This is a genomic window from Pseudonocardia sp. ICBG601 (assembly GCF_020496245.1).
In genome coordinates this window covers 21989-45709 of the sequence record NZ_JAHLJA010000185.1, presented here as the reverse complement: position 1 = coordinate 45709, position 23721 = coordinate 21989, and the positions used below count along the sequence as shown (strand labels likewise).

The 23721-nt window shown below is 69.8% G+C and carries 21 protein-coding genes and 1 pseudogene; 5 read left to right on the top strand and 17 right to left on the bottom strand.

Annotated elements, in window-relative coordinates; genetic code table 11:
* Positions 1-408: 408 nt before the first annotated feature.
* The gene (locus tag KPL57_RS59165) at positions 409-840 is read right to left on the bottom strand and encodes a hypothetical protein (RefSeq protein ID WP_226358746.1); all 432 of its coding nucleotides are present in this window, start codon (positions 838-840) and stop codon (positions 409-411) included.
* 222 nt (positions 841-1062) lie between these two features.
* Here KPL57_RS59165 and KPL57_RS59160 point away from each other — a divergent pair, with 222 nt between their 5' ends.
* Positions 1063-1260: a hypothetical protein gene (locus KPL57_RS59160; protein ID WP_226358772.1), complete on the top strand. Its 198-nt coding sequence runs from the start codon at positions 1063-1065 to the stop codon at positions 1258-1260.
* A gap of 81 nt (positions 1261-1341) precedes the next feature.
* Here the strand turns inward: KPL57_RS59160 and KPL57_RS59155 are convergent, their stop codons facing one another.
* Positions 1342-1656, bottom strand: coding sequence for a WhiB family transcriptional regulator (locus KPL57_RS59155; protein ID WP_226358771.1), 315 nt, complete (start codon positions 1654-1656; stop codon positions 1342-1344).
* A 581-nt stretch (positions 1657-2237) separates the two neighbouring features.
* Here KPL57_RS59155 and KPL57_RS59150 point away from each other — a divergent pair.
* Together KPL57_RS59150 and KPL57_RS59145 are read left to right on the top strand one after the other, a co-directional pair.
* Positions 2238-2801 carry a Scr1 family TA system antitoxin-like transcriptional regulator gene (locus KPL57_RS59150; RefSeq protein WP_226358770.1) on the top strand — a complete coding sequence of 188 codons (564 nt, stop codon included), beginning with the start codon at positions 2238-2240 and terminating at the stop codon, positions 2799-2801.
* 1006 nt (positions 2802-3807) lie between these two features.
* Complete coding sequence (locus tag KPL57_RS59145; protein ID WP_226358769.1) at positions 3808-4770, top strand: DUF2637 domain-containing protein; 963 nt, start codon at positions 3808-3810, stop codon at positions 4768-4770.
* A gap of 16 nt (positions 4771-4786) precedes the next feature.
* On the opposite strand, the gene KPL57_RS59140 is transcribed toward KPL57_RS59145, so the two are convergent.
* The 15 genes and pseudogenes from KPL57_RS59140 to KPL57_RS59070 all read right to left on the bottom strand — a co-directional run bounded on the left by KPL57_RS59140 (position 4787) and on the right by KPL57_RS59070 (position 21279).
* Positions 4787-5122, bottom strand: a complete 336-nt coding sequence (locus KPL57_RS59140; protein WP_226358711.1) for a hypothetical protein — start codon at positions 5120-5122, stop codon at positions 4787-4789.
* A gap of 215 nt (positions 5123-5337) precedes the next feature.
* Complete coding sequence (locus KPL57_RS59135) at positions 5338-6822, bottom strand: helix-turn-helix domain-containing protein (RefSeq protein ID WP_226358773.1); 1485 nt, start codon at positions 6820-6822, stop codon at positions 5338-5340.
* A complete protein-coding gene (locus tag KPL57_RS59130; RefSeq protein ID WP_226358768.1) occupies positions 6819-6959 on the bottom strand; it encodes a hypothetical protein in 141 nt (46 codons plus the stop codon). The genes KPL57_RS59135 and KPL57_RS59130 overlap by 4 nt, the downstream gene beginning before the upstream one ends.
* 164 nt (positions 6960-7123) lie before the next feature.
* Entirely contained in the window at positions 7124-7357 is a 234-nt protein-coding gene (locus KPL57_RS59125; protein WP_226358767.1) for a hypothetical protein, read from the bottom strand.
* A 68-nt stretch (positions 7358-7425) separates the two neighbouring features.
* Positions 7426-8580 (bottom strand): C40 family peptidase, encoded by a 1155-nt coding sequence (locus KPL57_RS59120; RefSeq protein ID WP_226358766.1) that lies wholly within the window; start codon positions 8578-8580, stop codon positions 7426-7428.
* Positions 8580-10289 carry an ATP-binding protein gene (locus KPL57_RS59115; protein WP_226358765.1) on the bottom strand — a complete coding sequence of 570 codons (1710 nt, stop codon included), beginning with the start codon at positions 10287-10289 and terminating at the stop codon, positions 8580-8582. Before KPL57_RS59115 ends, KPL57_RS59120 begins: the two co-directional genes overlap by 1 nt.
* Positions 10286-11815 carry an SCO6880 family protein gene (locus KPL57_RS59110; protein WP_226358764.1) on the bottom strand — a complete coding sequence of 510 codons (1530 nt, stop codon included), beginning with the start codon at positions 11813-11815 and terminating at the stop codon, positions 10286-10288. Before KPL57_RS59110 ends, KPL57_RS59115 begins: the two co-directional genes overlap by 4 nt.
* Positions 11812-13509 (bottom strand): hypothetical protein, encoded by a 1698-nt coding sequence (locus tag KPL57_RS59105; protein WP_226358763.1) that lies wholly within the window; start codon positions 13507-13509, stop codon positions 11812-11814. Before KPL57_RS59105 ends, KPL57_RS59110 begins: the two co-directional genes overlap by 4 nt.
* On the bottom strand, positions 13506-14339 hold the full coding sequence (locus tag KPL57_RS59100) for a hypothetical protein (protein WP_226358762.1): 834 nt from the start codon (positions 14337-14339) through the stop codon (positions 13506-13508). The genes KPL57_RS59105 and KPL57_RS59100 overlap by 4 nt, the downstream gene beginning before the upstream one ends.
* Entirely contained in the window at positions 14336-14677 is a 342-nt protein-coding gene (locus KPL57_RS59095; protein WP_226358761.1) for a hypothetical protein, read from the bottom strand. The genes KPL57_RS59100 and KPL57_RS59095 overlap by 4 nt, the downstream gene beginning before the upstream one ends.
* A 115-nt stretch (positions 14678-14792) precedes the next feature.
* Positions 14793-15920 (bottom strand): hypothetical protein, encoded by a 1128-nt coding sequence (locus KPL57_RS59090; protein ID WP_226358760.1) that lies wholly within the window; start codon positions 15918-15920, stop codon positions 14793-14795.
* A gap of 8 nt (positions 15921-15928) precedes the next feature.
* Positions 15929-16189: pseudogene (locus KPL57_RS59085) on the bottom strand (transglycosylase family protein); the annotation flags it as partial.
* Positions 16190-18083: 1894 nt separating this feature from the next.
* Positions 18084-19190 (bottom strand): glycoside hydrolase family 16 protein, encoded by a 1107-nt coding sequence (locus KPL57_RS59080; RefSeq protein ID WP_226358759.1) that lies wholly within the window; start codon positions 19188-19190, stop codon positions 18084-18086.
* The gene (locus tag KPL57_RS59075) at positions 19187-20506 is read right to left on the bottom strand and encodes a MinD/ParA family protein (protein ID WP_226358758.1); all 1320 of its coding nucleotides are present in this window, start codon (positions 20504-20506) and stop codon (positions 19187-19189) included. The genes KPL57_RS59080 and KPL57_RS59075 overlap by 4 nt, the downstream gene beginning before the upstream one ends.
* The gene (locus tag KPL57_RS59070) at positions 20506-21279 is read right to left on the bottom strand and encodes a hypothetical protein (RefSeq protein WP_226358757.1); all 774 of its coding nucleotides are present in this window, start codon (positions 21277-21279) and stop codon (positions 20506-20508) included. Before KPL57_RS59070 ends, KPL57_RS59075 begins: the two co-directional genes overlap by 1 nt.
* 322 nt (positions 21280-21601) lie before the next feature.
* On the opposite strand from KPL57_RS59070, the gene KPL57_RS59065 reads away from it, so the two are divergent.
* Both KPL57_RS59065 and KPL57_RS59060 read left to right on the top strand, forming a co-directional pair.
* Entirely contained in the window at positions 21602-22060 is a 459-nt protein-coding gene (locus KPL57_RS59065; RefSeq protein ID WP_226358756.1) for a hypothetical protein, read from the top strand.
* 560 nt (positions 22061-22620) lie between these two features.
* Positions 22621-23187, top strand: coding sequence for an ImmA/IrrE family metallo-endopeptidase (locus KPL57_RS59060; protein ID WP_226358755.1), 567 nt, complete (start codon positions 22621-22623; stop codon positions 23185-23187).
* Positions 23188-23721 lie beyond the last annotated feature (534 nt).

Below are 23721 nucleotides of genomic sequence, written 5' to 3'. Positions count from 1 at the left end.
GGACGGTGCCGACCAGGGCGAGGGCGGCGACGACCAGCAGCGACTTCGTCCTGGTGGCGGCGGTGATGCCGGAGCCGCGCAGGCGGCTGTAGGCCCACAGGTCCGGCTGCGGCGGCGACCGCGCCCACCGCGGACACCCCGACGAGCTGGGCGGTGGCCTGCCCGGCCCCGGTCAGCGCGCCCCCGGACAGGGCGTCTGTGAACAGACCACCGAACCAGCCGGCCGAGGCGCCGCCGACACCGAAACCGCCGACCACGGCAAGGACCGCGGCGACCTTCTCCAATCCACGCCCTCCCAGGCACGTCCAGGTACACGAGGGACGATCGCCAGGACCAGCGCCAGAGCGCCGAGAGCGTGAGCATCGAACTCGGAATGAACATCGACCACGACACAACGACACCGTCCTTTCAGAACGCGAGGGCGAGTAGAACGACCACGACAACCGTGATCACGAAGCCGGACGGCTTGTCCCGAACCACGTTCGACACCCAATCCAGCGGGAACACCACGACCAGGGCGGCCAGAGTCAGCGCCGAGTGCGCCGCCCTCACCAGCGGATTGCTGGACGTGGTCCAGTCCCCCGACCGGGAGTACGCCCAGGTCTGGGCGTACGAGGGTGGCTGCTCGTTCCACCGTGGGCGGGCCTCCACCACGTCGCTGACGATCTGGGCGATGCGCTGGTCCCACGGCGCCAACGGCTTCACCTGCGCGGGCTCCACCTGGCTGTCGGCCTGGTCCTCACCGACCGTGGACGAATCGGCATCCCCGTCGACGATGTAGAGGCCCGGCCGTTCCGGAGTGGTCTCGTCCTGGTGTTGGTCAGATGCGGGCTGCGCCACGACGACCACCTCCCAGCTGCTCCCGCTTACGGCACCGGCCACAGACCTGCGCCGCCCGGCCCGGCGGGATCTCGAACGACCGCGTACACACCACGCACCGCCCACGGACCTTCACCGCCGCTCACCACCTGCAGCCAGCACAGCGGCACGCCGCTGCTCGGCCCGAGCGGCCTGACGCTCCTTCGCCCGGACCGCCTTACGCGCCGCGACCTCCTGCGCGTCATGCAGCTCAACGAACAGGTCCGCGAGGTCATCGGCGATCCGATCCAGCCGACGTTCGATGTCCGGGGACAGCGGTTGTGCGGATGGAAGTCATCGCCGGGATCGCCGCACGGACAGCGCTCAGCGCTGCTGCGGCACGGTCACCTGGAGTTCGTGCTCGCCCGTAAGCGGTCGCGAAGATGCTGCGCTGCGCCGTGATCCTGCGCAGCGCCGCGTAGGCGCTGCGCGCCTTCGCATCAGCTGCCGCGTGCGGCTGCTGCTCGACCTCGGCCTCAGTGCTCATGCTGCGACCGCCGGACGAACAGGCTCGGGCGCCGGGATCGTGGCGGCGTGGCGGTGCGCGATGCGCTGCTCACGCGTCGTACCGCCCCAGATGCCGTACTGGCCAGTCGCCGTCGCCCACTCCCGACACGCCACACGCACCGGGCAGCCGGTGCACACCAGCCGGGCCTGCAACACACCCAGCTCACTGACCGGGAAAAACACCTCCGTGTCGACACCCAGGCAGTGACGGGCTGGATGGGACGACAGCTCTACAGGGACCGGAGCTACAGGTCCCGGATCATCGTCAAAGACAGGACTACGCTCGACCACGTGGGTCGCCTCCTCCTACTCAGGGGGTTACTCGCAGGGTCTCGGCGGGGACACAACCCGTCGAGACCCGACTATTTGGACTCCTAGCCGCCGCACCCAGAGTGCATAGAAGCGACATGCATTCGAGCATGACGTAGCGGTCGTCGGGCGTCAAGGGGTCGCTCCGGCAACCCTGCCTACGCGGCCCCCAAGCGGGGGCCTCGCCGCAGTCCCGGAGCCATGGAAGCAGGGAGGAGCAGACGTGACTGGAGACCGAGTCGACGCTCAACGCCACCTCGGCGAAGAGCTTCGGACACGACGGCACGCGGCTGGCCTGACGGGCACGCACTCGCCGCAATAATCGGTCTCGACCAATCGCGAATCAGTAGAATCGAATTAGGGCGATTAAGAATATCCGAGTTCGAGCTACAGAGATGGCTCCAGGAAACATCAACGCCACCGGAGGTGTGTGCGCAGATAACGAGCATCGCCCAGCGGGCATGCGGAACGGTCGCATTATGGAGAAACGTTCCAGTTAGCGGCTGGAATATTCAGGCAAGAGATATTTCCGCCCTGGAAAGGGCCGCATCACGAGTTGCCGCGTGTGGCAAAACTCGACTATTCCAGACGTCCTTCAGACTGCTGCCTACATGCACTGGCTGGCCGTGACGGTCGCCGCAAATTCGAAGCAGCGCCTAGCCGCGAACATTCTCGCCAAGGTCACACGACAGAAGATTCTCTACGAGACCCCCAGCCGCCTCGACGTTGTCATTTCCGAGCGGGCGCTTAGATGCCCCTCAGGAGATAGAGGCATCATGATTGATCAGTTGCATTGGCTCGGCTCTCTGGCGCGTTACGGTAGATTTAATTTGTGGATCCTAACCGCAAACGCCGAGTCGCATATTGATCGCGGTCCGAGTTTCACGATTTACATGTCACCCAATAAGGATGCTGACGATCTAGCTGTTCGAACTCCTGGCGACGTCACAATCAGCCCTGAAGCCAAGCCAGAGAACGTGCGGCACTACATCGACCAGTTCCGTGACTACCAAAGGCGCAGTTTGCGCGGCGACCAGGCGATCGAGTTCGTTGAGGGTCTTGCTCGGGAGATGAGCGACGGCAGGTCCGGTGCCAGCGCCGCCGACGGTGAGTGTGACGGCGCGTGATTGTCCAGTTGTCCAGCTGGACAACGGAGCGGGCGTGCTAGTGTGCGTCCTACGCGCGTGCGTGCACGCACGCGCGTAGGACGCCGAAGTCCAACCGCTTGTCCAGTCTTTGTCCAGTGGTTTGTCTACCTCCTGGACAAGCACAGAGCGTGACGTAGACAAGCTAGCCAAGCTCGAGGCCCCAGGGGCCTGCTTTCCAGGTCGCCCGCCGAGACGCGGCGTAGCGCACCCCATGACTTGAGCACGGCGAGCACCCCCGGCGAGCACCCCGGCGAGCACCCCCGGCGAGCACCCCCGGCGAGCACCCCGGCGAGCACCCCCGGCGAGCACCCCCGGCGAGCACCCCCGGCGAGCACCCCCGGCGAGCACCCCCGGCGAGCACCCCCGGCGAGCACCCCCGGCGAGCACCCCGGCGAGCACCCCGGCGAGCACCCCCGGCGAGCACCCCGGCGGCGAGCACCCCCGGCGAGCACCCCCGGCGAGCAGAGCACCCCCGGCGAGCACCCCCGGCGAGCACCCCCGGCGAGCACCCCCGGCGAGCACCCCCGGCGAGCAAGCACCCCCGGCGAGCACCCCCGGCGAGCACCCCCACGCGGCGGCGAGCACCCCCGGCGAGCCCCCCGGCGAGCACCCCCGGCGAGCACCCCCGGCGAGCACCCCCGGCGAGCACCCCCGGCGAGGCGAGCACCCCCGGCGAGCACGAGCACCCCCGGCGAGCACCGAAGAACGGTGGCCGGGACTTCTTGTCTTTGCCGGTCGCATACGGCCCCGGGCGGACACTGCGCATTCATGGTCGGCGGGGTCGTGTAATGTCACGTGCGCCACTACACGTGCGGCGGAGGAGCGGGATCGGTCATGACTGTTCATGAACTCAGGCCCACGAGCGGAAACGGCGAGCCCGGCGTGGGCTCTGCCGGTGAGCTGTGGGCCGGTCGGGAACAGCAACTGATCCCGGAGGAAAACCTCCCGCAGTCGGGGCGTGCTCGGCAGACATTGTGGGGCGTCGGTGTGGCCGCGTGTTCTCGCGGTTCTTGTGGTGGGTTCTGTGGGTCTTCCCGCGGCGGTGGCGTCGTATTGGCATTTGCAGGAGGTCGCGGCCCGGTTTAATCCGGGGTCGGCGTTGGCGTATTGGCTGCCGCTGTCGGTGGACGGGCTCCTCGCTGCAGCGCTGGTGGTGGTGTGGTCGCGCCGCACTCGGGGTGAGCGGGTCGGGTTCGGGCCGTGGGCGGCATTCGCGTTCGGGATGATCGTGACGTTGTTGGCGAACGCCGCCTCTGTTGTCCCGGAGAGTGAATGGGTGCGGGATGGATCGGTGTTGGCGTCGGTGGCGGCGTGGATGGTCGCGTTGTTCCCGCCGGTCGCGTTCGCGATCAGTCTGGAATTGATCGCGATCGTGCTGCGTCCCACCCGCGCTGCCCTCGCTGCGAGCCGGACGGTGGGGCCGGGCGTCGCTGGTGGCGCGGCACGCTGGACGGCCACGGCCGCCCCTGCCGGGCAAGTGTCGACCGCGGCTGTGGGCGCTGCGCACGAGGACCGCTCCGAGTCCTCGGCGATCTCGATGCAGTCGATGCAGTCGGCGTGGGCGGTGGAGGAGCCTGGTGCGGATCAGGGCGACACGGCGCCGCTGCCGGTGGTGACGTCGGGCCCAGCGCGGCGTCAGGACACCCCCGAGGGCGGCAGCGACGACGCGGCGGCCTGCACGGCCGTCGTGAGCGCGGTGGGGGAGACGAAGCTGGCGAAGGCCGAAGCGCTGTTGGCGGCGGCGTGGGCCCGAGGTGAGGACCTGTCGCTGTCCGAGGTCGATCGGATGATCGGCGGGAACCGCACGGCGGCGAAGGCCAAGCGCAGGCTGCGGGACCGCGGCATGCTCCCGCCCGCGGAACACGGTCTCCCGTCACAGCGCGCTGGTGCTCCTGACGCTGCAACTGCTGGCTCTGGTCGGGTGGGCCCGCGGATGGTCCCGGCCTGACCGAGCCTGCTGGGTGTCAGGTCCAGGTCACGGTGATGACCAGCATCGCGGCGACGATGACCAGGCCGAGGATCACCAGTGTGAGCCACGGCCCGGTGTCGGGCCGGGCGGTGGATGACGCGGCAGCCGATGACGTCGCGGGCGCTGGGGCCGTGTTCGCGCTCTGCTGAGCTGTGGCCCGAGGACGGGCACGGTGGTCGTGGGTCAGGGCGTCGTGCAGGGCGGCGCGGTTGAACACGACGGTGTCGGCGGTGGCCGCGGCTTCGGCGGCGGTGCGGTCGGGGCCGGACATCCAGGTCGGCCAGGGCAGCCGATCGTTCTGGGCGGCTGGGTCGTTGCGTGGTGTGTTCATGTGTGCACTGTGCGCGACAGGTGACGTGGGTGTGTGAGCAGGTCCCGGGTGCTGCGGCGTCGCTGCTCTGGCCCGCTTTGGCCCTGTCGGCGGCTCGTGGGCAAGTCGACCCGGACCGCAGCCCGCCCCCTCGGGGCGGGTGAGGACCGGGAGCGACGCGGCAGCACCGTCTTCAGCCCGGCACCGCCCGCTGGCGGGTGTCGAGTTTGTCCTGGTTATCGCCATGCTTTCGGGTTGAGTCGCTGTCGGCGGCCGGTCGTGGACGGGGTGCTGGTGCTGGTGCGGGACTGGAGGCGGGTGCGGGTGGCGTCGATCAGTGCGCGGGTGTCGGCCGAGATCGGGGAGCGGGTGGCGGCGGCGGCCTGAGCGGTCTGGCGTTGTTCGTCGGCGGTGATGCGGTCGATCGCTGGGCGGTCGTGGTGACAGCGCAGTGGTGGGTCGTAGGAGCCGCCGGCGGGGTCGTGCGGGTCGAGGACGTAGCTGTACTCGTCGCATTCGGTGCAGTCGGCGATCTGCTGGCGTGCGTGTTGCGCGGCCTCAGAGCGCTTCTGAGCGGCTTCGGTGGCCTTCTGGGCCTCTTGTGCCTGCATCCGCTTACGGACCGTTCCGCAGCCGCCACAGGGCCGATCGTGGGGGTCGGGGGCGGCGAGGTGCCGGGCGCAGCGCCAGGTCTCGCGGCGGGCCGGGTCCGGCTCCGGCACCGCGGCGCTGGGCGTCGGCTCTGTCGGCTCTGTCGGCGCGGCCGGGGTCGGAGTCGGTGCGGGTGCCGGCGCGGGTGCCGGTGTCGTGTTGTGCCCGGCTGTGGCGAGGGCGGTCAGGGCGCTGGTGAGCGCGGTGGTGAGCTCGGCCAGCTGCGCGGTCACCGCTCCCAGCTCGCCTCCTGCACCGGTCGCTGCGGTCCCGGTCCCGGTCCCGCGTCCGTGCCCGTCTCGTGGCCGGGGTTGTGGCTCGGGTCGAGGACTCGGGGGGAGGGGGGCGTCGGCGGGGCCGAGCGGCTCAGGGGCGCGCACGCGCCCCCCCCAGTTCGTCTCGTTCACCTTCGTCTGGTTCTGATCCGATTTTTCGGATGACCGGTCATCCGAAAAATCGGATGACCCCCCAAACGGGTGATCCGATTTTTCGGATGACCCCCCACGACCTGCGGAAACAGGGCCATTCCGAGGGCTATGACGGGCGGTACGGCGGGGCGCGGGGCACGCCCGCGAGGCCCGGGAGGCAGGCGGTGGGGGCCCGGCGGGGGTGTTCGCGGGGGCCTCTGCCGCGGTCCGGGCGGCCTCCTGGGCGGCGTCGCGGGCGCGCTGGGCGTAGAGCTCCTGGAAACTGGTCAGGCCGGTATAGCCCGGGGGCGGGGTGAGGTGGACGGTGTAGACGTTGCGGCGCCCGGTACGGGTCGGGACGGTCTCGACATCGACCGCGCCGATCGCCTCCAGCTCCCGCACCGCCGCGATCACGCTGTCGATCTTGCTCAGGCCCATCGCGTCGGCCAGGCCCCGCATCCCCGGCCAGGCCCGGTCATCACCACGCGCGGTGTTCACATGCCCGCGCAGCATCCAGTACAGCTGGCACGCCCGCGGCGAGAGCCTGGCCAGCACGACGAAGTCCCCGACCATCGCGAACGGGAACCCACGCCCCTCCCGCAACCCATCCGCGCCGGTCTCATGCCCGCCAACCGACGGGCGGATCATCGTCGCCGCGCTCATCGGGCACCACCGGTCAGGACGAGAGCGGCCAGGCCAGCCGGCACAAGCGGGGCGACCACCACCGGCGGCGAGTACAGCTGGTCGAGGTCGAGGTCGAGGTCGAGGTCGAGGGGGGTCTCGACGGGTCGAGAGGACATGGCTAGAGTGCTCCCTTGCATTCAGAAGTGCACTGTGACTGCGGCGCCCACACTTTTTGCGTGAGCGGGGCGCCGCAGTCCTTTTTCCTGTGCAGAACGTAGCGGAGTCGGTGCCTATCGGCACCGGCCGCCCCGTCTGCTCCGGGATCGTTCCGGTCCACTGGTTACGCCGCCGCCCCATTGCCCAGGTAGAGCACCTGCTCCACGCCCCCGGCCTCGGCTGGCCGGTCAAGACATCCCGCCGACCGATATACGTCCTCGACGGCGTCGAGATCCCGGCGGCCGTCGGCGGTCGGGGCGAGCCAGTAGGTTGCGCAGTCCCCCGTCCGGAACGCCCCGAGGTGTGGGTGCAGGTCGGGGACGAGCTGGTCGGGCGGGACGACGTAGAACAACGACACGACATCGCCGACCCCGTCGCCTTCTGTCCAGGTTCGTCTTGGTGTGGTCGGTTGTGTGTGCGACGCAGTCATGACGCGGGTCCTGCCGCGGCAGCCGCCGGCGCCGGTGGGCCCGTCGGTGCGGTTGCTGGCGTGTGGACCCGGCGGATGTGAGTGATGTCACTTTCCCATTCGGTGAGTGGTTGTAGGACGACGCCGCGGTTGGTGTCGTAGGCGTTGACGATCAGGCCGTGGCCGACATACATGCCGTTGTGCCGAGGATTCTCACTCGTACCGAGTGAGCCGGGGATGAACACCAGGTCCCCGGGCGCGATGTCGGCGATGCGGACCGGTGTCCCGGCGTGTTTCTGGCTGACCGTCCCCGCTGGGAGTGCGACACCGGCTGAGGCCCAGCTCGCGAGCATGAGTCCGGAGCAGTCGAAGCCGTCCGGGCCGGTCCCGCCCCACACGTACGGTTTCCCGAGCTGGGCCAGGGCGTAGGTCACGGCGGCCCGCGCCACGGGATCGGTGGGCGCGGTGAAGCCCGGTGGGAGCGTCGTCGCATCGACGACACCCGCACCGCCCGGGCGGAGTCCGGCGCCGCCGGAGTCCGGGCAGGCATACACGCTCGACGCGAGCTGGACGTTCGCACCGCCCTGGGCCGCGGTGTCGGGTGCGGGGACGGGATGGTCCGGCCCGACCCAGAGTTGTTCGACCAGCGCCGCGGCCGGTGCCTCTTGGGGCGCGTAGCGGTCGGGGAACGCCGAGCGCTGCACCGCCTGCGCAGCCGTCCCCGGCGGCATGGTCGCCCAGCCGGGCAGCTCCAGGAGGCGGTCGAGGAAGGAGTCGGTGGCCGCGACCGGGTTCAACACCCGCGCGGGCGGGCCCCAGCCCTGGGACGGGCGTTGCTGATACAGCCCGAGGGAGTCCCGGTCGCCGTGGGCGATGTTCCGGAGCTGCGATTCGACGATCGCGGTGGAGATCGCGATCACCGCCGCCCGCCGCGGCAGCTGTCGTTCCACGATCCGGGCGACGATCGTCGCCGCGTTCTCAGTCTGCTCACCCGTCCAGTCGACACCGTCCACAGTCTGCCCGCCGCCGCCGAGTCCGCCGTCGGGTCCGCATCCGAAGCGGCCTCCGGCGATCCCGAGCGCCGCGACGACGGCGAGCCCGCCGATCGCGCAGGTCGCCAGCAGCACCACCGACACCCCGACGCCGCCCGCGACCAGCGCGCCACGCCCCACTAGCGTCCCTCCGTCAATGTGTCGTTGACGCCGTCGATCCCCGGGGCGGTGTCGTCGGCCTCGCCGCGCTGGTCGCCGATGTCCGGGCCGCCGGTACCGTTCGTGCTGGTCAGGGCCTCGACGCGAGGCCCTGAGCGCATGCCGGCGTCGGTGTCGAAGATCGACTTCTCGGTGGCGGAGAGGACGGTTTGGATTTTCATGCCGGGGCGGTTGTCGAGTTTCCACAGTGCTCGGCCCTGGGCGGCCATGGCCCATCCGGTGATCGCGGCCTGCTCGGTGCTCGACAGGCCGAGCTGGTCGGCGAGGTCGTCGGTGATGGCGTCGGATTGGCCGAGCAGGATTTTCGTTGAGCACAGGGCGAGGAAGTCCCGGGCGATCGCGGCCTCGTGTGATCCGGCGGCGCCGACGGCGTGGAGGTCGGACGGCTGATGCATGATCAACAACTGGATGGTGCGGTCGGAGCGGGACAGGCGTAGGTCGGCGTTGATGGCCTGGACCGCGCGTAGGCCCAGGCCCATCTGGCGCCAGACCTCGTCGCGGACCACGATCCGCGGCGCCCCACCCGCCCCGCCGGTGCCGGTGTTGTCGACGGTGTTGTGCAGGGTGGTGAGCATCGACGACCACATGCCCAGGCAGGTCAGGGCGACGTTCATCGCTTTGTCTCCGAGTGGGTCGAGCCGCGACAGGTCCATGGATTGGATGGGTGCGTCCCAGTCGAGGTCGAAGTTCGTCTCGGCGTCGAACAGCCCGGCCAGCGGCCCGGTGACCAGGTTCGACAGGGCGTCGGTGATCGCCCGAGTCTGCGTGGTGAACTCGGTGCGGTCAGCGAACCGGGTCGCGGTCCACAAGTCGGTGTCGGGGTCGGCGAGCAGGCCGGTGACCTGCGGGATCGTGACCGGGCGGAGCTGGTCGGTGGTGTCATCGGCGCCGAGCAGACGGCGCAGGACCGCGTGCAGGACGTACTCGTCGGTCACCGACGGGACGTGGCCCTGGGCCGCGGCCAGCGACAGCAGCAGCCGGTTCCAGCGGCCGAGGATCACGTCGAGTTCGCGGCGTTGCCGCTCGGTGCTCCAGGCCGGCCAGTACGTACGCAGTGGCCCGAGGTCCAGGGCGTTGAGCCGGCGCGGTGACCCGGGCCCGAGCGCGATCGGTTCGATCCCCAGTGCCCGCAGCACCGGCGTGTACTCGCCCTTCCGATCGCCGGAGATCAGCGTTTTGAAGCCGAACGGCATCATCCGCAGGCAGAACGCACACACGGTCGAGGATTTCCCCCGCCCGGGCTTGCCGAAGATCATCATGTTCGGGTTGGTGACGATCTTTCTCAGGACCCATTCCGGTGGGTGGGTGTAGAAAGAGCCGCCGGTGGCGACGTCGTAGCCCATCCGGGCACCGACCGCGGGCACACCGTGCGCTGCCAGCAACGGGAACAGGCCGCCGATCTGGTCGGTCGTGGCCCGGTAGACCGGCAGCCGGCGGGCGGCATCGACCGGGGCCCAGCCCCGACCGGGCTCCCGGTGTCCGCGGCGCGGATCGAGGTTCCAGGCGACACCGTCATCGAGCCGGCCGGTCTCCGGCGCCGCAGTCACGGTGAGCTGTTCGGTGGTGAGGTCGGTGAACGCGGTCAGCAGTTCGCCGGTACTCCGCGACACCGGCACACCACGCCGCCGCCGTCCGAACCGCCGCGTGAACCGTCGAGAGGACATGGTCATCGTTGCCACCTGCGGTTCGGCAGACCGGGGAGGCCGTAGCCGACGGGCAGGCACGCCGCGGCGAACGCCGCGTCCTGAGTCAGCTCCAAACGTAGGAGGCCGAAGCGGTCCGCGGCGTCGTTCTCGATCCCGGCCGCGGCGTCCTCGATGCCCCAGTCCGCCCAGTCCGACGGGACCGTCGTCGCGGCGGCGATGGTGTAGCGGACCAGGGCGTGCCCGGCCGCGACCGCGGCCTCGTGGGCGTGCCCACCAGCGTGACGCTGCTCCTCCTCCACGGTCGTGCCGAACCCACGGGTCGCTTTCAGGTCGGCGATCAGGGTGGCGCGGAACCGGGTGCGGGAGACGTGCCGGCGGGCATGGGACGGATCGAGGACTTCGTAGTGGATCTGCAACGACCGACGTTCCCCCGCCCGCCGCACCGCCAGCAGCGGTCCGAGGGACCCGAAGCTCGTGCCCCCGACCGGCGGCTGCACTGCATAGGCCACCGTCGCGAATCCGTCGTGGGCGTAATGCCGCGCGGCCGGGGTCGGCGCCAGCACCGGCCCGGCCATCGACCACGACAGATGCCCGGCCCGGTCCGGCCGCGTCAGCTGCTGATGCCGCAGATGCGCCGCCGCGGCCGGGTTGAAACCGGTCCGTACCGCTTCGGCGACACCGGCGGACGACAGCCAGGTCACCTCGGTGACGCCGAGGCCGCGCAGCGCGTCGGCGACACCGTCCAACACGCGGTAAAGGGCATAGGCGCGCCCCGGGATACCGCCGCCGGCGGCCTTCGCCGCCCGCCGCAGCGAGTGCTCGGTGCCGGCGACGGTGACGAACAGCTCGGTCCGCACACTCGCGGCGGCGACGTCGCGGTCGATCTCCGCGGCGATCGCCCGGGTCAGCTCCGGGGCGTCCGGGCTCTCGTGCTGTTCGCGCCACACCAGATAGTCGGTGCCGTCATCCGGCACGGTCCGCACCAGCAGCGAGACCCGGTCGATGACCTCGCGGTGGGCGACCCCGATCAGCATCGTCCCCAGCTGATCGGCCAGGCCTTCGCACTCGGCAGGTGCCGCCATCGCGACACCGGCATGGGTCAGCCGGCCGGTGATCGCCCACCGGCCGTCGACGCTGTCCTGGATCAGACACAGGCGTTTCTCCGACAACGGGGGGCCGTCGTGGAACCGGAACCGCGCCAACACTCCCGGTAGGTCCGGGGCGTCGGGATCGGTGGCGCGGCCCGCGGCGGCCTTGGACTGCCACGGCGACCAGGTCATAAGGACTCCTGTAGTGAACATGGCCAGGTCAGTGAGCCAGTGCAGCGCGGGACGCCCGCGGATCGGGATAGTCGTCAGCGCCCACACCGCCGCCGCGACCAGCAGCCAGCCGAACGCTGCCGACCACCGCCCCGACCCGACCGCCACCACCACCGGCACACACGCCGCACCCACCACCACGGCTTGGCCGGTCGACAGGCCCGCGAGCCATCCGGCGCCTTCGCGGTGGTGCAGATTCCGATACATCCGCCCGGGATCGGTCGTGGTCATCGGTCGCTCCCGGTGTCCGGCCGCGGCCGCGGCGGTGTCGTAGACGTCGGCGGCGGTGTGGTCGGTGGCGGTTTCGGTGGGCGCCGGTCGGCCTCCGGCGCCGGGCGCGGCGCCCGCTCCTGCTGCTGGGCGCGCCGGTCCAGCTCACGCCGCCGCTGCGCAGACACACCACCAGCACCGCCACCAGCACCGCCGCCAGCGCCGCTGCCGGTGTCGGGGATGTGGTCGGTCTGGTCACGTGTCGCGGCCCGGCCCAGCTCCGGCGCCGGAGCAGGAGCAGGAGCAGGCGGGTCGACCTGCGCCGGGGCACCGCCGTGGCCGACATCGGGCGCCGCCGCCGGCCGGGCCGGTACCGGGGACGGGCGGACGCTGGGCGTGCGGTGCAGCACGAAGCCGCCGCCGTGCCCGACACCGGTCTGAGCGGCCTGCTGGTTCAACCGGCCCGCCGCGTACTCCCCCGCCGCCGCGACACCGTGATAGCCCCTGGTCAGGGCCCCGCCGACCGCGCGCCCGGCCCGCACCGCGCCCGCCGCGACACCACCACGCCCACCGGCCTGGGCGCGGGCGTGGTCGGCGAACCGCGCCGTATGCGCTTCCTCGGCTGCGACACCACCGGGGCGGGCCGCCCCCGCCGGGGCCGGGCGCCGCGCCATGACCGCCCGCACATCCATTCCCGCGCCGGTCGCCGGATCGACGAACGCCAGCAGCTTGTAGGCCGCCCACGGGCAGAACACCGCCGCCAGCAACGTCACCGCACCGGCCAACACCCCGGACACACCGGAGGCGCTGCCCAGCATCCCGACCCCGATGACCAGCAGCAACGCCAACGCCGGCTCGAGGAGGATCGCCGCGGCCAGCCACCGCGCGGTCCGCCACCACCACGCCGACGTCGCCCCCGACAACAACCCCGCCGCCGCGATCGGCGATACCGCGATCAGCATGACGATGATCGCCTGGCGCACGACCATCTCGAACGCGAAACCGACCGACGCCGCCGCACCGAGTGCTCCGGCGATGGCCATGATGATCGCCCGCGACATCTCCGTCAGGCCCTCACCCAGGTCCGGGTTATCGATGAAGATCGCCCCGACACCGGTCACCGGCTCCTCGGCCGGGGCGTCCGGGTCGACCGGTGGCGGGTCGAGGACCCGGGCGAAATCCGGTGAGCCCAACGCTAGATCGAGCAGGCCGCGGGCGATCCCGTCCGCCGCGGCGACCAGACCCGCCGACAACGACAAGATGAACGCCAGCGCGATCCCGAAATGGACCGGGCCCAGCAGCAACCGCGACGCGCCCCACCCGCCCCGGGCCACGACCGCCACGATCTGAGAGAAGAACACGCAGGTAGCGACCAGGATCGCCAGCCACCACAACGCCGGCCACACCTGCCCCAGACCGCGATCCGGAGCGAACAACGCAACCAGATCGAACCGCGTCAGATGGTCGATCAGGGCGAGGGTGTCGCGCAGCATCGCCAGACCGGCCGTCCACACCGACTCCAGGACACCGACGACACCGGCCTTGACGTAGCCGCTGATGGCGGTGGACATGGTGTCCGCCGGGTTCGCGGCGATCCCGAGCAGCGCGTCGCTCAGACTCGCTTCACCGGTCTCCGGCGGAGCAGGTTCAGGCGGTGGCGGGGTCGGCGGTGGTTGGGTCGCCCACCCGGTCCGTCCGAGCACGTCGGCGGTCATCGGATCAGGTCTCGGTATCCGGCGGCGACCGCTTCAGCGGTCCCGGGCCACGGTGACGGTGGGATCGCCGGGCGTTGGCCTGTGACGATGCGCCACTGCTCACCGCCGGGTGTGGCGACGCGGCGCATCGCTTGGCAGTCTGCGACCCCGGCGCTGGTGACCTGGCCGATGTAATCGGCGCTGTACTCGCCCAGCACACACGCCACGACGAATCGGTCCCCGACCGTGCCCTTGATCAGGGCCGCCCGCGGTGTCCACGTCATCGACATCCCGGGATAGGGCCCGTGCGCGGGCAATCCGGCCTTCTTCCGGAAGTCTGTCAACACCAGGGCCAACCATGCCTGGGTTCCGGGCTCGGCGGAGCCGGGCTCGACGATCGAGTCGAACGCACGCGCGTAGTCGGCTGGGTCCCCGCTGAGCATCCCGGCCTGGGTCATCGCGACCAGCTGCGCGACCGCGCCCTCCGGTGTTGCGGGGAAGCTGTCGGGCACCCACACGCCGACCGTGCGCCCCGCCGGAGGCAGCGTGATCGGCGGTCCAGCCGTCTCGGTGGTCAACGTGTGTGGCTGACCAGCGGCCGCGGGAAGCGCCAGCATCGGCGCGGCAGCGAGTTCCTGTTCCGAGGCCCACTCCCGGGCCTCCACGCCTGCCGCCGCGGGTGGAGCGGCGGGAGCCGGTGCGGGTTCGTCGCGTCCGCCGAGCCAGCCCATGATCGTGTAGACCAGGCCGGCGACCAGCAGTGTCGCCAGGACGCCGACTCCGGCGGCGATCGCGTAGCCGCGGCGCCGGTTCGGCTCCCGCACCACCGGCGGCGTAGACGGAGTGGTCATCCGAAGTCCCCGGTCGCGATCGTCTTCAGCAGGTTCTGGCCGGACGCCCAGAGCACACCGGCCAGGACCGAGGTGCCGACCATCCCGGCACCGATCGTCGCCGCGATCCGGTTGCCCCACAGTCGTCCGGCGCCGATGGTCAGGACACCGAGGAAGAACAGGACCGGCACCGACCAGCCGGCCAGCGACATGATGACACCGCCGAGGTAGTCGGCGGTGTCACCGAACCGGCCGGGCAACGGCCTCGGTACCACCGTCGGCAACGGCGGCAACGGATCGGTGGTGCCCTGACCAGCCGGCGGCGCCGGCGGGGGCGCCGGCTGCTGGCCCGGTCGCACGACACCGAACCATCCAGCACCATCGGACACAGTTCTCAACACGAGCAAGCGCTCCTCAACGGGACACACACGAACACGGACACGGGCGGGATGACGGGCAAGCGTGGTGTGTCGGTCACGGGCCTGGTCCGGGGTGCGGGGGTCGGCGGGCGGCAGGCGACCCGGCCAGCACGTCGATCACGCCCCACGCGGCCAGCAACGGCCGCAGCGCGTCCAGCGCCTTGGGCGGCAACGGTTCGGCGGTGACGCCGTCCAGCTCGACCGCGGGCACGTCCGGGATGAACACCGCATCGTCGAGCAACGCCGCCAGGTGCGGCCCGGCGGCGCCGTCGATCCCAGCAGGCCACCGCTTCGCCCCGTTCACCACCAGCTGGAACACCGGAGTCGCTGCTCCGGCCTGGACCCAGCCGTCCAGACGGGCCACGAGCTGCTCAGCCCGGCGCAACGACGGCCGCGTCGCGCGCACGACCAGCACCGGCCGCGGGCTTGGGTGCCCAGCGCGTAGCCAGCCACCGGCCCCAGCGCCCGGGGACGCGGCGGCCCGCCAGCCACCGTGGCCGAGGTCGGCGACGGTCACGTGCAACGGTCGCAGCGGCGGGGAGGACGGTAGCCAGTCCGGTGGGGCCGGGACCATCCCCGGCGTGATCCCGGGCAGCGTCGTGTCCAGGCGGGCGACGATCGCACCGTTGCCGGACACGCCGCGCCAGGAATAGCGGACCTGGACCTGGTCGCAGATCGGGCGGGTCCAGGGGCCGTCGATCCCGGCGGCCTGGGCGAGTCCGGACCGGGCCGGGTCGTCGGCATCGACCAGCAGACAACACCGTTTCCCCTGGCGGGTGATGTCGGCGATCGCCGCGGCGACGGTCGAGGCCCCGGCACCAGCAGAGCCGGCCAGGACCGGGATGACCGCCCCGAACGGTGTCCAGTCCGCATCGCCGACGTGCGCGGGCCACACCTGCTGTGCCCGGTCCGCCACCGCGGTGACGGCGGCGCCCATCTGCTCGGCCACCGCCACCGCATCGGTAGGACTACCGGTGCGGTGGGTGCGGGCCGCGGCTGCTGCGGTCAGGTCCACGATCATCTCGACATCCCAGAAGTCCAGGTCAGGAGCTCGACGACGGGCGGCGGTGCCGAGCAGGTGATAGAGGTCGGGCAGCGACCGAGGCCGTTCGGCACGCCGGGAGACGTCCCGCTCCTGCTCGTCTGCCGGGTCGGGTGCGGGTGCTTCCGCGGCGGCGGTCATCGAAGAAGTCCGAGCCGCTTCGAACACGTCGGCCACGCCGCCCAGCCCTGCACGGCCTGGACACGCTTGGCCACCTCGATCTGCTCGGCCCGGGACGCCTCGTGTGCTGGGCCTTCGCCGCCGAAGGCCCGCCACGTCGAGCTTGAAAACTGCAAGCCACCGGCGAATCCATTGCCCGTGTTCGTGCTCCAGTCACCACCGGACTCGCACTGCGCTAGCTTGTCCCAGGTCGAGCCCGCCGCCGGTGCTACGACTCCTCCGTCTGACACCTCCGGCGGCGGCTCGGCCCCCACCACAGGCTTGCGCGGCTGCTCACCAGCACCGCGGTCGGAACCGTCGTCGCGGCCGCCGGTCGAGGCGTCCGTCGTCGATGCCTGGTCCCTGGACCGCCCACCCACACTGTCTCCAGCGTCGTCTTCCGCGCTGTCTTTCACCCCGGCACCGGTGCTGGTGCTGCTGCCGGTGGTGCGGTCGAGGGCGTCGAGGAGGTCCTGGGCGACCGGGTCGACCTCGGCCGCGGCGCGGGCCTGAGCGGTCAGCTTCTCGATGCCCGCCGACACCGCTCCCGAACTCGCCGACACAGCTCCCGACCTGCTGGTCTGGGTCTCGGGCGTTGCGCTCGTGTCCTGACCCGCGCTGGTGTCCTGACCAGCGCCGCTCTCGGTAGCGGCGGAACTGGACGTGGCCTCGGCGGTGCTGCCGTTTCTGCTGGTCTGGGTGCGGGTGATCGCTGCGCCGGGCCGGACCTCACCGGCCTCTGACTCTGACTCCGACGGCGGCTTCGGTGTCGGGGCCGTGCCCGCCGTGGGCTGGTCGCTGTCGGCGGTGGCGCGGAGGTGGTCGAGGGCGTCCAGATCGGCCGGGTCGGCGCCCAGCGCGGCGAGGCGATCACGGTCGATGCCGTCGAGGACGGTCGCCCCGAGCTGGGTGGCATCGGCGTCACCGGAGGTGGCGATCGCCGACAGCAGGTCGCTGACCATCCCGATCGCCTCCCGCGCCGCCGCAGCGTCCTCCGACGACGAGGCCTGTCCAGGGCCGGTCTGCACGTCGGTGACGACGGTGTTCGACGATGTCGAACGCGGGGCGGTGGCCGGTGTCGAGTTCGCGGGTGTTGAGGTCGCGGGTGTTGAGGTTCGGGGCGTGGTCGGCGCGCTGCTCGGGGCGGGATCGGTCGTGTCCCGGCTGTCGGTGGCCCGGTCGCTGCTGCTGTTGGGGCCGGTGGGCGTCGGTGGTGTCGTGGTGGGTGCGGCTGCCGCAGGCAGCGCAGCAGTAGCGGCCGGTGCCGCCGGTTCACCGGCCGGTGCAGTGCTGGTCGGGACGGTCTTTTCTCCCGCGGGCGGTGCTCCCAGCGAAGCCGGAGGCGTGGCCGAGTGGTGCTGGTCGGTGCAGGCCGCGGGTACCGGCGGCGCCGCAGCCCGCGGCCGCTCCATCGGTGCTGCCGGTGCTGCCGGTGCTGTGACGGCGGAGCGGGCCTGGTCGACAGCACCAAGCACCGCAGCGGTCCCGGCGGCGGTGTCGTCGACGAGGTCCGCCGCAGGCGGCGGGGCCACCAGATCGGCCGGGGTGGGGCCGAGCCCGGCCGCGGCCAGCCGCACACCCACCTCGCGGACCTGCGGATCAGCGCTGTCCAGGTGGTGAAGCTGGTCAGAGACGTCCACGGCGTGCTGACGCCACTCGACCGACTGTGTGGCGGGGCGGAATCCGAGGTCGGTGATCTGTTCGGCGAGGGCGTGGTCGGCCGGGTCGGCGGACAGGGACAGCTCGGTGAGCAGCGCCCGCGCCTGGGCGCGGGTCTCGGTGGCGGCGGCATGCTGGCGGGCGGCGATGTTCTGGTCGCAGTCGCCGTTCGCGGTCAGCCCGAGCACCGCCACCGAGCGCCGTTCCGGGTCGGTGACGACCGCGACGGCGTAGCCGCCGCCGCCGAGTAGCGCGGTCGCGGTCAGGACCGCGACCGCCGAGCGCCGCACCACCGGCGCCGTCGACGGCGCCCGGGCAGGAAGCAGACGGTCCGGCAGGCGTCGGCGCGGTACGTGGTCGGCCCACGACGGCCGCGCAGCACGCCGCCGAGACAGTCTCGGTCGTGGAGACATTCGGGGAAATCCTCCAGGTCAGCGGGGGAGCAGACGAGCCAGAAAACGAGCGAGCACAGTAGGCAGTGGGCGGCTACGACCTGCCCACGTTGTTGATCTCGTCGGTGATCGACGTCGACGAATCCGCATCCGTGGAGCCGGCGCTGCCGCCGGAGGTCGTGGACGAGCCCTCACCTGCGGCGAGGCCCCACTGCTTGACCCAGTCGACCTGCATCCGCCCGGACTCGCCGTCGCCGCGCGGGAACCAGTCCAGCTGCAAACAGAGGTGCATCGGGCCGGGCGGCAAGATCGAAGTGTCGGTGGTCTTCCACCATTCGCGGCCGTCGACGAACGCGGTCACACCGCCGGGTGTCCACTCGACCGCGTAGTTGTGCCACTGCGTGGCGTCGATGGTCAGTTCGCCGTGGACCTGGGAGTTGTCCGCGCCGTAGTGCAAGAACAACTCGATCTTGTCCCGCGACGGATCCATGATCTCCGCGAAATCGATCTCCCCGCCGACCGGGAAGTTCTCTTCGGTCGGCCACAACAACGCGAGGGCGTTGTAGGACGGCGAACCGGTAGGTGCGCGCATCCGCGTCTCCCACCGTCCGTATTTCTGGGAGTGCGCGGTCCAGGCCAGGCCGGCGGTGGTGCCGTCCCCGGTGCCGTCGATGGTGAGGACACCGCCGGCGACGGTCGCCGCAGCCGGGGAACGGACACCGTTCCCGGCATGCCCGGGGCCGTCGTAGGCGTTCCATCCCGGTCCGAGCGTGGTGCCGGTGAAGTCGTCGACGACGTCCGGGGCGCCCCAGCCGAACATCTCACCTGCGGTGTCGCCCTGGCCGGGCCCGGACGGCAGCGGGGAAGAACCGGCCGGGCCCTGTGCGTCCTGCCCGACCTGTCCGGTCTGTGCTGGATGTTCGGTGGATCCGTTTTCATGATCATCCGGGTGGTTCCCGGCCTGGTAGCAGGTGGCGGGGATGAAGCCGGTCTGGTCGGCGCCGACGCTGGTCAACGCCTCCCGCCACATCTGCGCCCGCTCGGAACGATCGCCGTCGAGTTCGGCCAGGACGTGCACCGCGGTGATGCGCCAGCTGCACTCGACTCGTGCGTCCGCCGGGACAGGCGCGGCCGGAGCGAACGCGACCGCCAGCGACGTCACCGCTCCCACCACGGCGGTGACCAGCCCGGAGCCGATCACCGCATACCGGCCTGACGGTCGGCGTGGTCGGCGCGGAAACCGTGGGAAGCCAGACCGTGGGTGCGGTGCTGGAAACCGTCGGCGACCACCGCGGCGAGTTCGAGGACCGCATCCCGCGTCGCGGGGGCCAGGGCGTCGAGGTCGATGATGTCGCCCGTGGCGAGGTGTGGGTCGGCGGGCAGTTCGACCACCGCCCGCACCCTGGAGGTGAAGTAGTCGCGGATGACGGTGTCATCGACATACCGGGACTGCCTGTCACAGGACAGGACGACGACGGCGTCACGGACCAGGTCCCGATACCGAAACCGGCCCTGGTCGTCCTGGTGGGTGGCCAGCCACTGCAACGTCCGCGCCGCCCGCGACGCCCCGTCTTTCGTCGGGGCACCGACCACGACCAGGGAGTCGGCGTGGCGCAGCGTGCCCTGCATCGCCGAGTGCACCAGGCCGGTCCCGCAGTCGGTGAGCAGCAGCTCGTGGTAGATCGAGAGCAGCCGCAGGACGCGTTCGTAGTCGCGCTCGGAGAACATCTCCGACAGTTCCGGGGCCTGCTCGCTGGTGAGGACGCGTAGGCGTCCGGCGAGGTGGGTGTATCCCGACAGTTGCGTAGAAGTACGGACCTGGTCCAGGTCGCGTAGTAGGTCCCGCACCGTCCGCCGCCCCGCCTGGGCCTCGCCGACCAGGCGGTCACCCAAGGTCCCCGCGTCGGGGTTGGCGTCGATCGCGATGACTCGGTCCCCGCGGTACTCGGCCATCGCCAGCCCGAGCACACCGGTACACGTCGTCTTCCCGACACCACCCTTGATCGAGCCGACCGCGACGCTGAACGGCCCGGACAGCGGTGTCGTGACCCGCCGCACCTGGTCTTTCAACCGCAGCTCGGCCTCGGACAGGCCCGGATTCCACCGCCCAGCCGTGAGCGCGTAGACCGCAGCACGCCAACCATGCGTCGGCGCGGCCAACTTCGGACGCACCACATCAGCGAACGCACCACCATCAGAGAAACCGGCGACCGGAACGTCCTGGCCGCCGAGCGCGGCGGCGGTGTCGGTGTTCCAGAACGCCGCTGCTGTCTCCGCTGGCTCGGGCGCAGGTCGAACGGGCTGCGGGCCAGGGCCGGTCGCCACCAGCTGTTCCGGGAAGCCGTTCGGCACCGGCCGCTCGGCCGGGACCTCCGGCGACACCGCCGCTGCGGTTGTCGTCGACTCCGCCGTGGGCGGTGCGCCGGGAGCGGCCCACGCCGCAGCATCGCCGGTCAGCCACGACGGCGTCTCCTCCGACGTCTCCGGCGGCGACGGCACCTGGTTGCTCGACGACATCAGCGCTCACTTGCCTGTTCACCAGCAGGTTCGGTGAGCAGCCCGGGATCGACGACCAGACGGCCATCCTCCGGAGCGCGCGTGACCGGCACCGTCATCCGCACCCACCGCGGCTCGCACGCTGTCCACGACGCATCCGACTCCGCCGGCGCACACGAGCGGCCGATCGTCCCCGGCGGTTCCACCCACTCGCTGTCCTCGCCCTCGGGATAGTCGTCAGGATCGGGAGCAGCAGCGGTGCGGACATACGGGGTGGCGCGGACGATGACCTCGGCGAACACCGTCGTTTCCGAGCGCCGATAGATCCGGCCCGGTAACGGGGAATCAGCCCGCTGACGGCCCGCACCGGACCAGCCCCACGTACACGCGGCCGCATCCGCGAGGACCTCACGCAGCACCTCGGCGCGCCGCCACGGGACGTCCTCGTCGAAGGACTGGAAGTCGCAGGCGAACCGGCCCGCGAACGCCGCCGCCTCCACATCCGACACCAACTCCCACGACCGCACCGACCGCGTAAACGGCTGCTCTGGCGTTCGTCGCGTGCTCGTGTGAGAGCTCGGCAGACACTGGTCGAACCGTGCTGACGGTGCGACCAGTTCGGCATCCGGCACGTCTCTGTCAGACGTCGTCGCCCGGGCTGACGTCTCTGGACGCCCAACCTTCTCGATCCGCGGCGCCGGGATACGCGAACTGCGGTGGGCGATGACGTGCACGGAGGCGGTGTTGCCGACTTCGTCAGCGCTCTCGTCGAGGCCCGGCGCACTTCGCCACATGGACGAAGTCTCTGGCTGGGGGAGGCGGGCCCGGCGCGGCATCAGCCAGCCACCTCGCAGCCGGTAGCACGTCCGCGACCCGGACGTTGACCAGGGAAGACGATGATCGCCTGGCGCTGCACCTGGCTACCTCTTGACCCCTTCACTGCCCGCCTGCCCTCCCGGTAGACATCACAGTCTGCATCTGATCGAATCTCGAGCGTGAACATACCGCACACCAAGGAGGTTTCGCCAGAAACTCATCAATCCGGCATGCACGCCAGCAAATCCAGTAGCCTCGCTCGCGGCGAGGCCGCTCGCCTGGGCGAGGAGGCATCGCGCGATGACAGCAGCGGACGACGGCGCAGGCGGCGACCTCAGCGATGGCCTAACTGCCCGGTTGAACTACCTGTTCGAGCACATTCGCCCCGAGGGCGAGGTCCGCCGGTACAGCGGCCGCGAACTCGTAACAGCGGTCAACACCGCAAATATCGAGCTGTCCGAGTCGTATTTGTCCCAGTTACGTCGTGGCATGACAGGGAACCCGACGCTCAGGGTTCTGAAAGGCATCGCGGACTTTTTCGAAGTCCCGGTCGGGTTCCTACTGGATGACCCTGAGGGAGTTCGTGCCGTGGAGGCTCGGGTAAATCTACAGGAAGCTATGCGGGACACCCAAGTGCAGGATATCGCTTACCGCACGGCTGCCCTTAACCCCTGCCAACGGGTCGCTCTCGATGAGTTGCTAACCGATCTCATCCAGAAGCGGCGCCAGAAAATGGAGACGCGCGGCGATGGAATCTGACACCTTCCCTTTGCGTAGCTGCGTCCATTGATATGGACGTTGAGATCGAGCGTCTCCTGTACGCTCCGATAAGATCACTTAGCCCAACGGATCGACTGCGCCGGCTAGGCCTGCTGTACGAGGGTGACTGTTTCGATGAGATTGGCGTAGAGGCTACTACCCATCGTCTCCACTCCCGGCTGCATCTGCTTGCTGCCGGTGAACCTCAATCTCGACCGGCCGAGTTGACATTGTTGAATGATGTGATGGCCGGTCGAATTCAGACCCCACCACCAGGGCTTGTGGAACTATTCACGCGAGCACTCGGCGTGCCAGGCGCATATCTCACCACCCACGAAGAAGCGGAAGAAGCGGAAGAAGCGCTACTAGGTCGACTATTCTCTGAGAGAGATGCAGACAGGCCAGCGCTGTGCCGCGTGCAACCAGCACGGCCTATCCGCGCAGCCATCTGTGTGAAGCTACTTGAGGTAGTACGAATTCGCCAGAGGTGCTGACCATGTGCCACTCCACGCTGGACCAGCCGCTACCCGTCAATCACACTCCTCGAAGGAATGTGCGCGATGCCCACTGCAACTCCCTCACCCATTGACTTCGGGCCATTAAATCCGATGTCAGACGCGGCTCTCTGGACTTTCTGGCGGGCCTTATTAGAAGACCTCGGTGTCTCCTTACCTCTGAACCCGTGGATTCTGAGCCAGAGGCTTGCCGATTACATCGGCAAAGACATCGACCTCGAAGAGTGTTCGATTCCTGGAGCTCCCGGGGTCGGATTCGGCGCCCTGATACCTTTTCCCGACGGGTATCTCATTGCCTATGCGTCAGACGTCTCTCCTTCATATAAAGCGTACATAGTATGTCATGAGCTGACTCACATCGCTCGCGGACACCCACGAAACAAGGAGATGCTGTGCGGAAATTTTGACGAAATTAATCGGGAGGCACTACAGCCCGGGTCGGGAAGGTATTTCAGCACCTGGAAAGAGTGGGAGGCGGAGACCTCCGCTGCTATTCTTGTTGAGCTGATGCATCGTCGGCCCTTGACTGACGTCGAAGGCAGCGACCTCAGCGAGAGCGAGCGGCTGTACGCACGCGCTATCGGTGGCCGCGCCTGGAGGCGATCTCGATGAATGCCGCAGCGCAGGCCATTATTACCGTTATCGGCGCTGTATTCTTGGTCGCTATAGCGCACAAAGTGGTTGAGATTCGACGAGACCCTGCCAACGGTGCGGCCTGGGGCACTCTGGCAATCCTCACCGCGTTGATGATCGTGACGACCGTTCGCGAGAACTCACCGGTTGAGTTCTTATCAACATATGGTAGTACGTCAACCGGAATTGTCCTGCGGAATATTCCCCAGGTCGTAGGCTTTTTCGGGCTACAGCTACTTCATTTGCACAAGAATACTCGATGCCGAGCGCACAAGCAGCGGCTCTACCTAGAAGCAGCAGCCTTGTTCGCGACCATCGCCGTGATGTGTGTGCTTACCGTTACGCTGCCGCCTGGAGTGGGCTTACAGGCGTCAGATCAAAATCTTGCTCATTTCCATGTACTCCTTTTCTACTACGTGATCGGCGCATATATCCTCTATTGCCTGATCTCTCAACTGCGGTGGAACCTCGTTTTCTCGCGAACCTTTAAGTCTCGCTTGCTGCGCTGGGCGG

Coding starts and splice junctions, on each gene's coding strand:
- KPL57_RS59130 (WP_226358768.1), bottom strand. CDS start 6,959: ATGTCCTCTCGACCCGTCGAGACCCCCCTCGACCTCGACCTCGACCTC.
- KPL57_RS59070 (WP_226358757.1), bottom strand. CDS start 21,279: ATGTGGCGAAGTGCGCCGGGCCTCGACGAGAGCGCTGACGAAGTCGGC.
- KPL57_RS59115 (WP_226358765.1), bottom strand. CDS start 10,289: ATGACCATGTCCTCTCGACGGTTCACGCGGCGGTTCGGACGGCGGCGG.
- KPL57_RS59160 (WP_226358772.1), top strand. CDS start 1,063: ATGCAGCTCAACGAACAGGTCCGCGAGGTCATCGGCGATCCGATCCAG.
- KPL57_RS59100 (WP_226358762.1), bottom strand. CDS start 14,339: ATGACCACTCCGTCTACGCCGCCGGTGGTGCGGGAGCCGAACCGGCGC.
- KPL57_RS59105 (WP_226358763.1), bottom strand. CDS start 13,509: ATGACCGCCGACGTGCTCGGACGGACCGGGTGGGCGACCCAACCACCG.
- KPL57_RS59140 (WP_226358711.1), bottom strand. CDS start 5,122: ATGAACACACCACGCAACGACCCAGCCGCCCAGAACGATCGGCTGCCC.
- KPL57_RS59075 (WP_226358758.1), bottom strand. CDS start 20,506: ATGTCGTCGAGCAACCAGGTGCCGTCGCCGCCGGAGACGTCGGAGGAG.
- KPL57_RS59065 (WP_226358756.1), top strand. CDS start 21,602: ATGACAGCAGCGGACGACGGCGCAGGCGGCGACCTCAGCGATGGCCTA.
- KPL57_RS59060 (WP_226358755.1), top strand. CDS start 22,621: ATGCCCACTGCAACTCCCTCACCCATTGACTTCGGGCCATTAAATCCG.
- KPL57_RS59090 (WP_226358760.1), bottom strand. CDS start 15,920: ATGACCGCCGCCGCGGAAGCACCCGCACCCGACCCGGCAGACGAGCAG.
- KPL57_RS59110 (WP_226358764.1), bottom strand. CDS start 11,815: ATGACCACGACCGATCCCGGGCGGATGTATCGGAATCTGCACCACCGC.
- KPL57_RS59135 (WP_226358773.1), bottom strand. CDS start 6,822: ATGAGCGCGGCGACGATGATCCGCCCGTCGGTTGGCGGGCATGAGACC.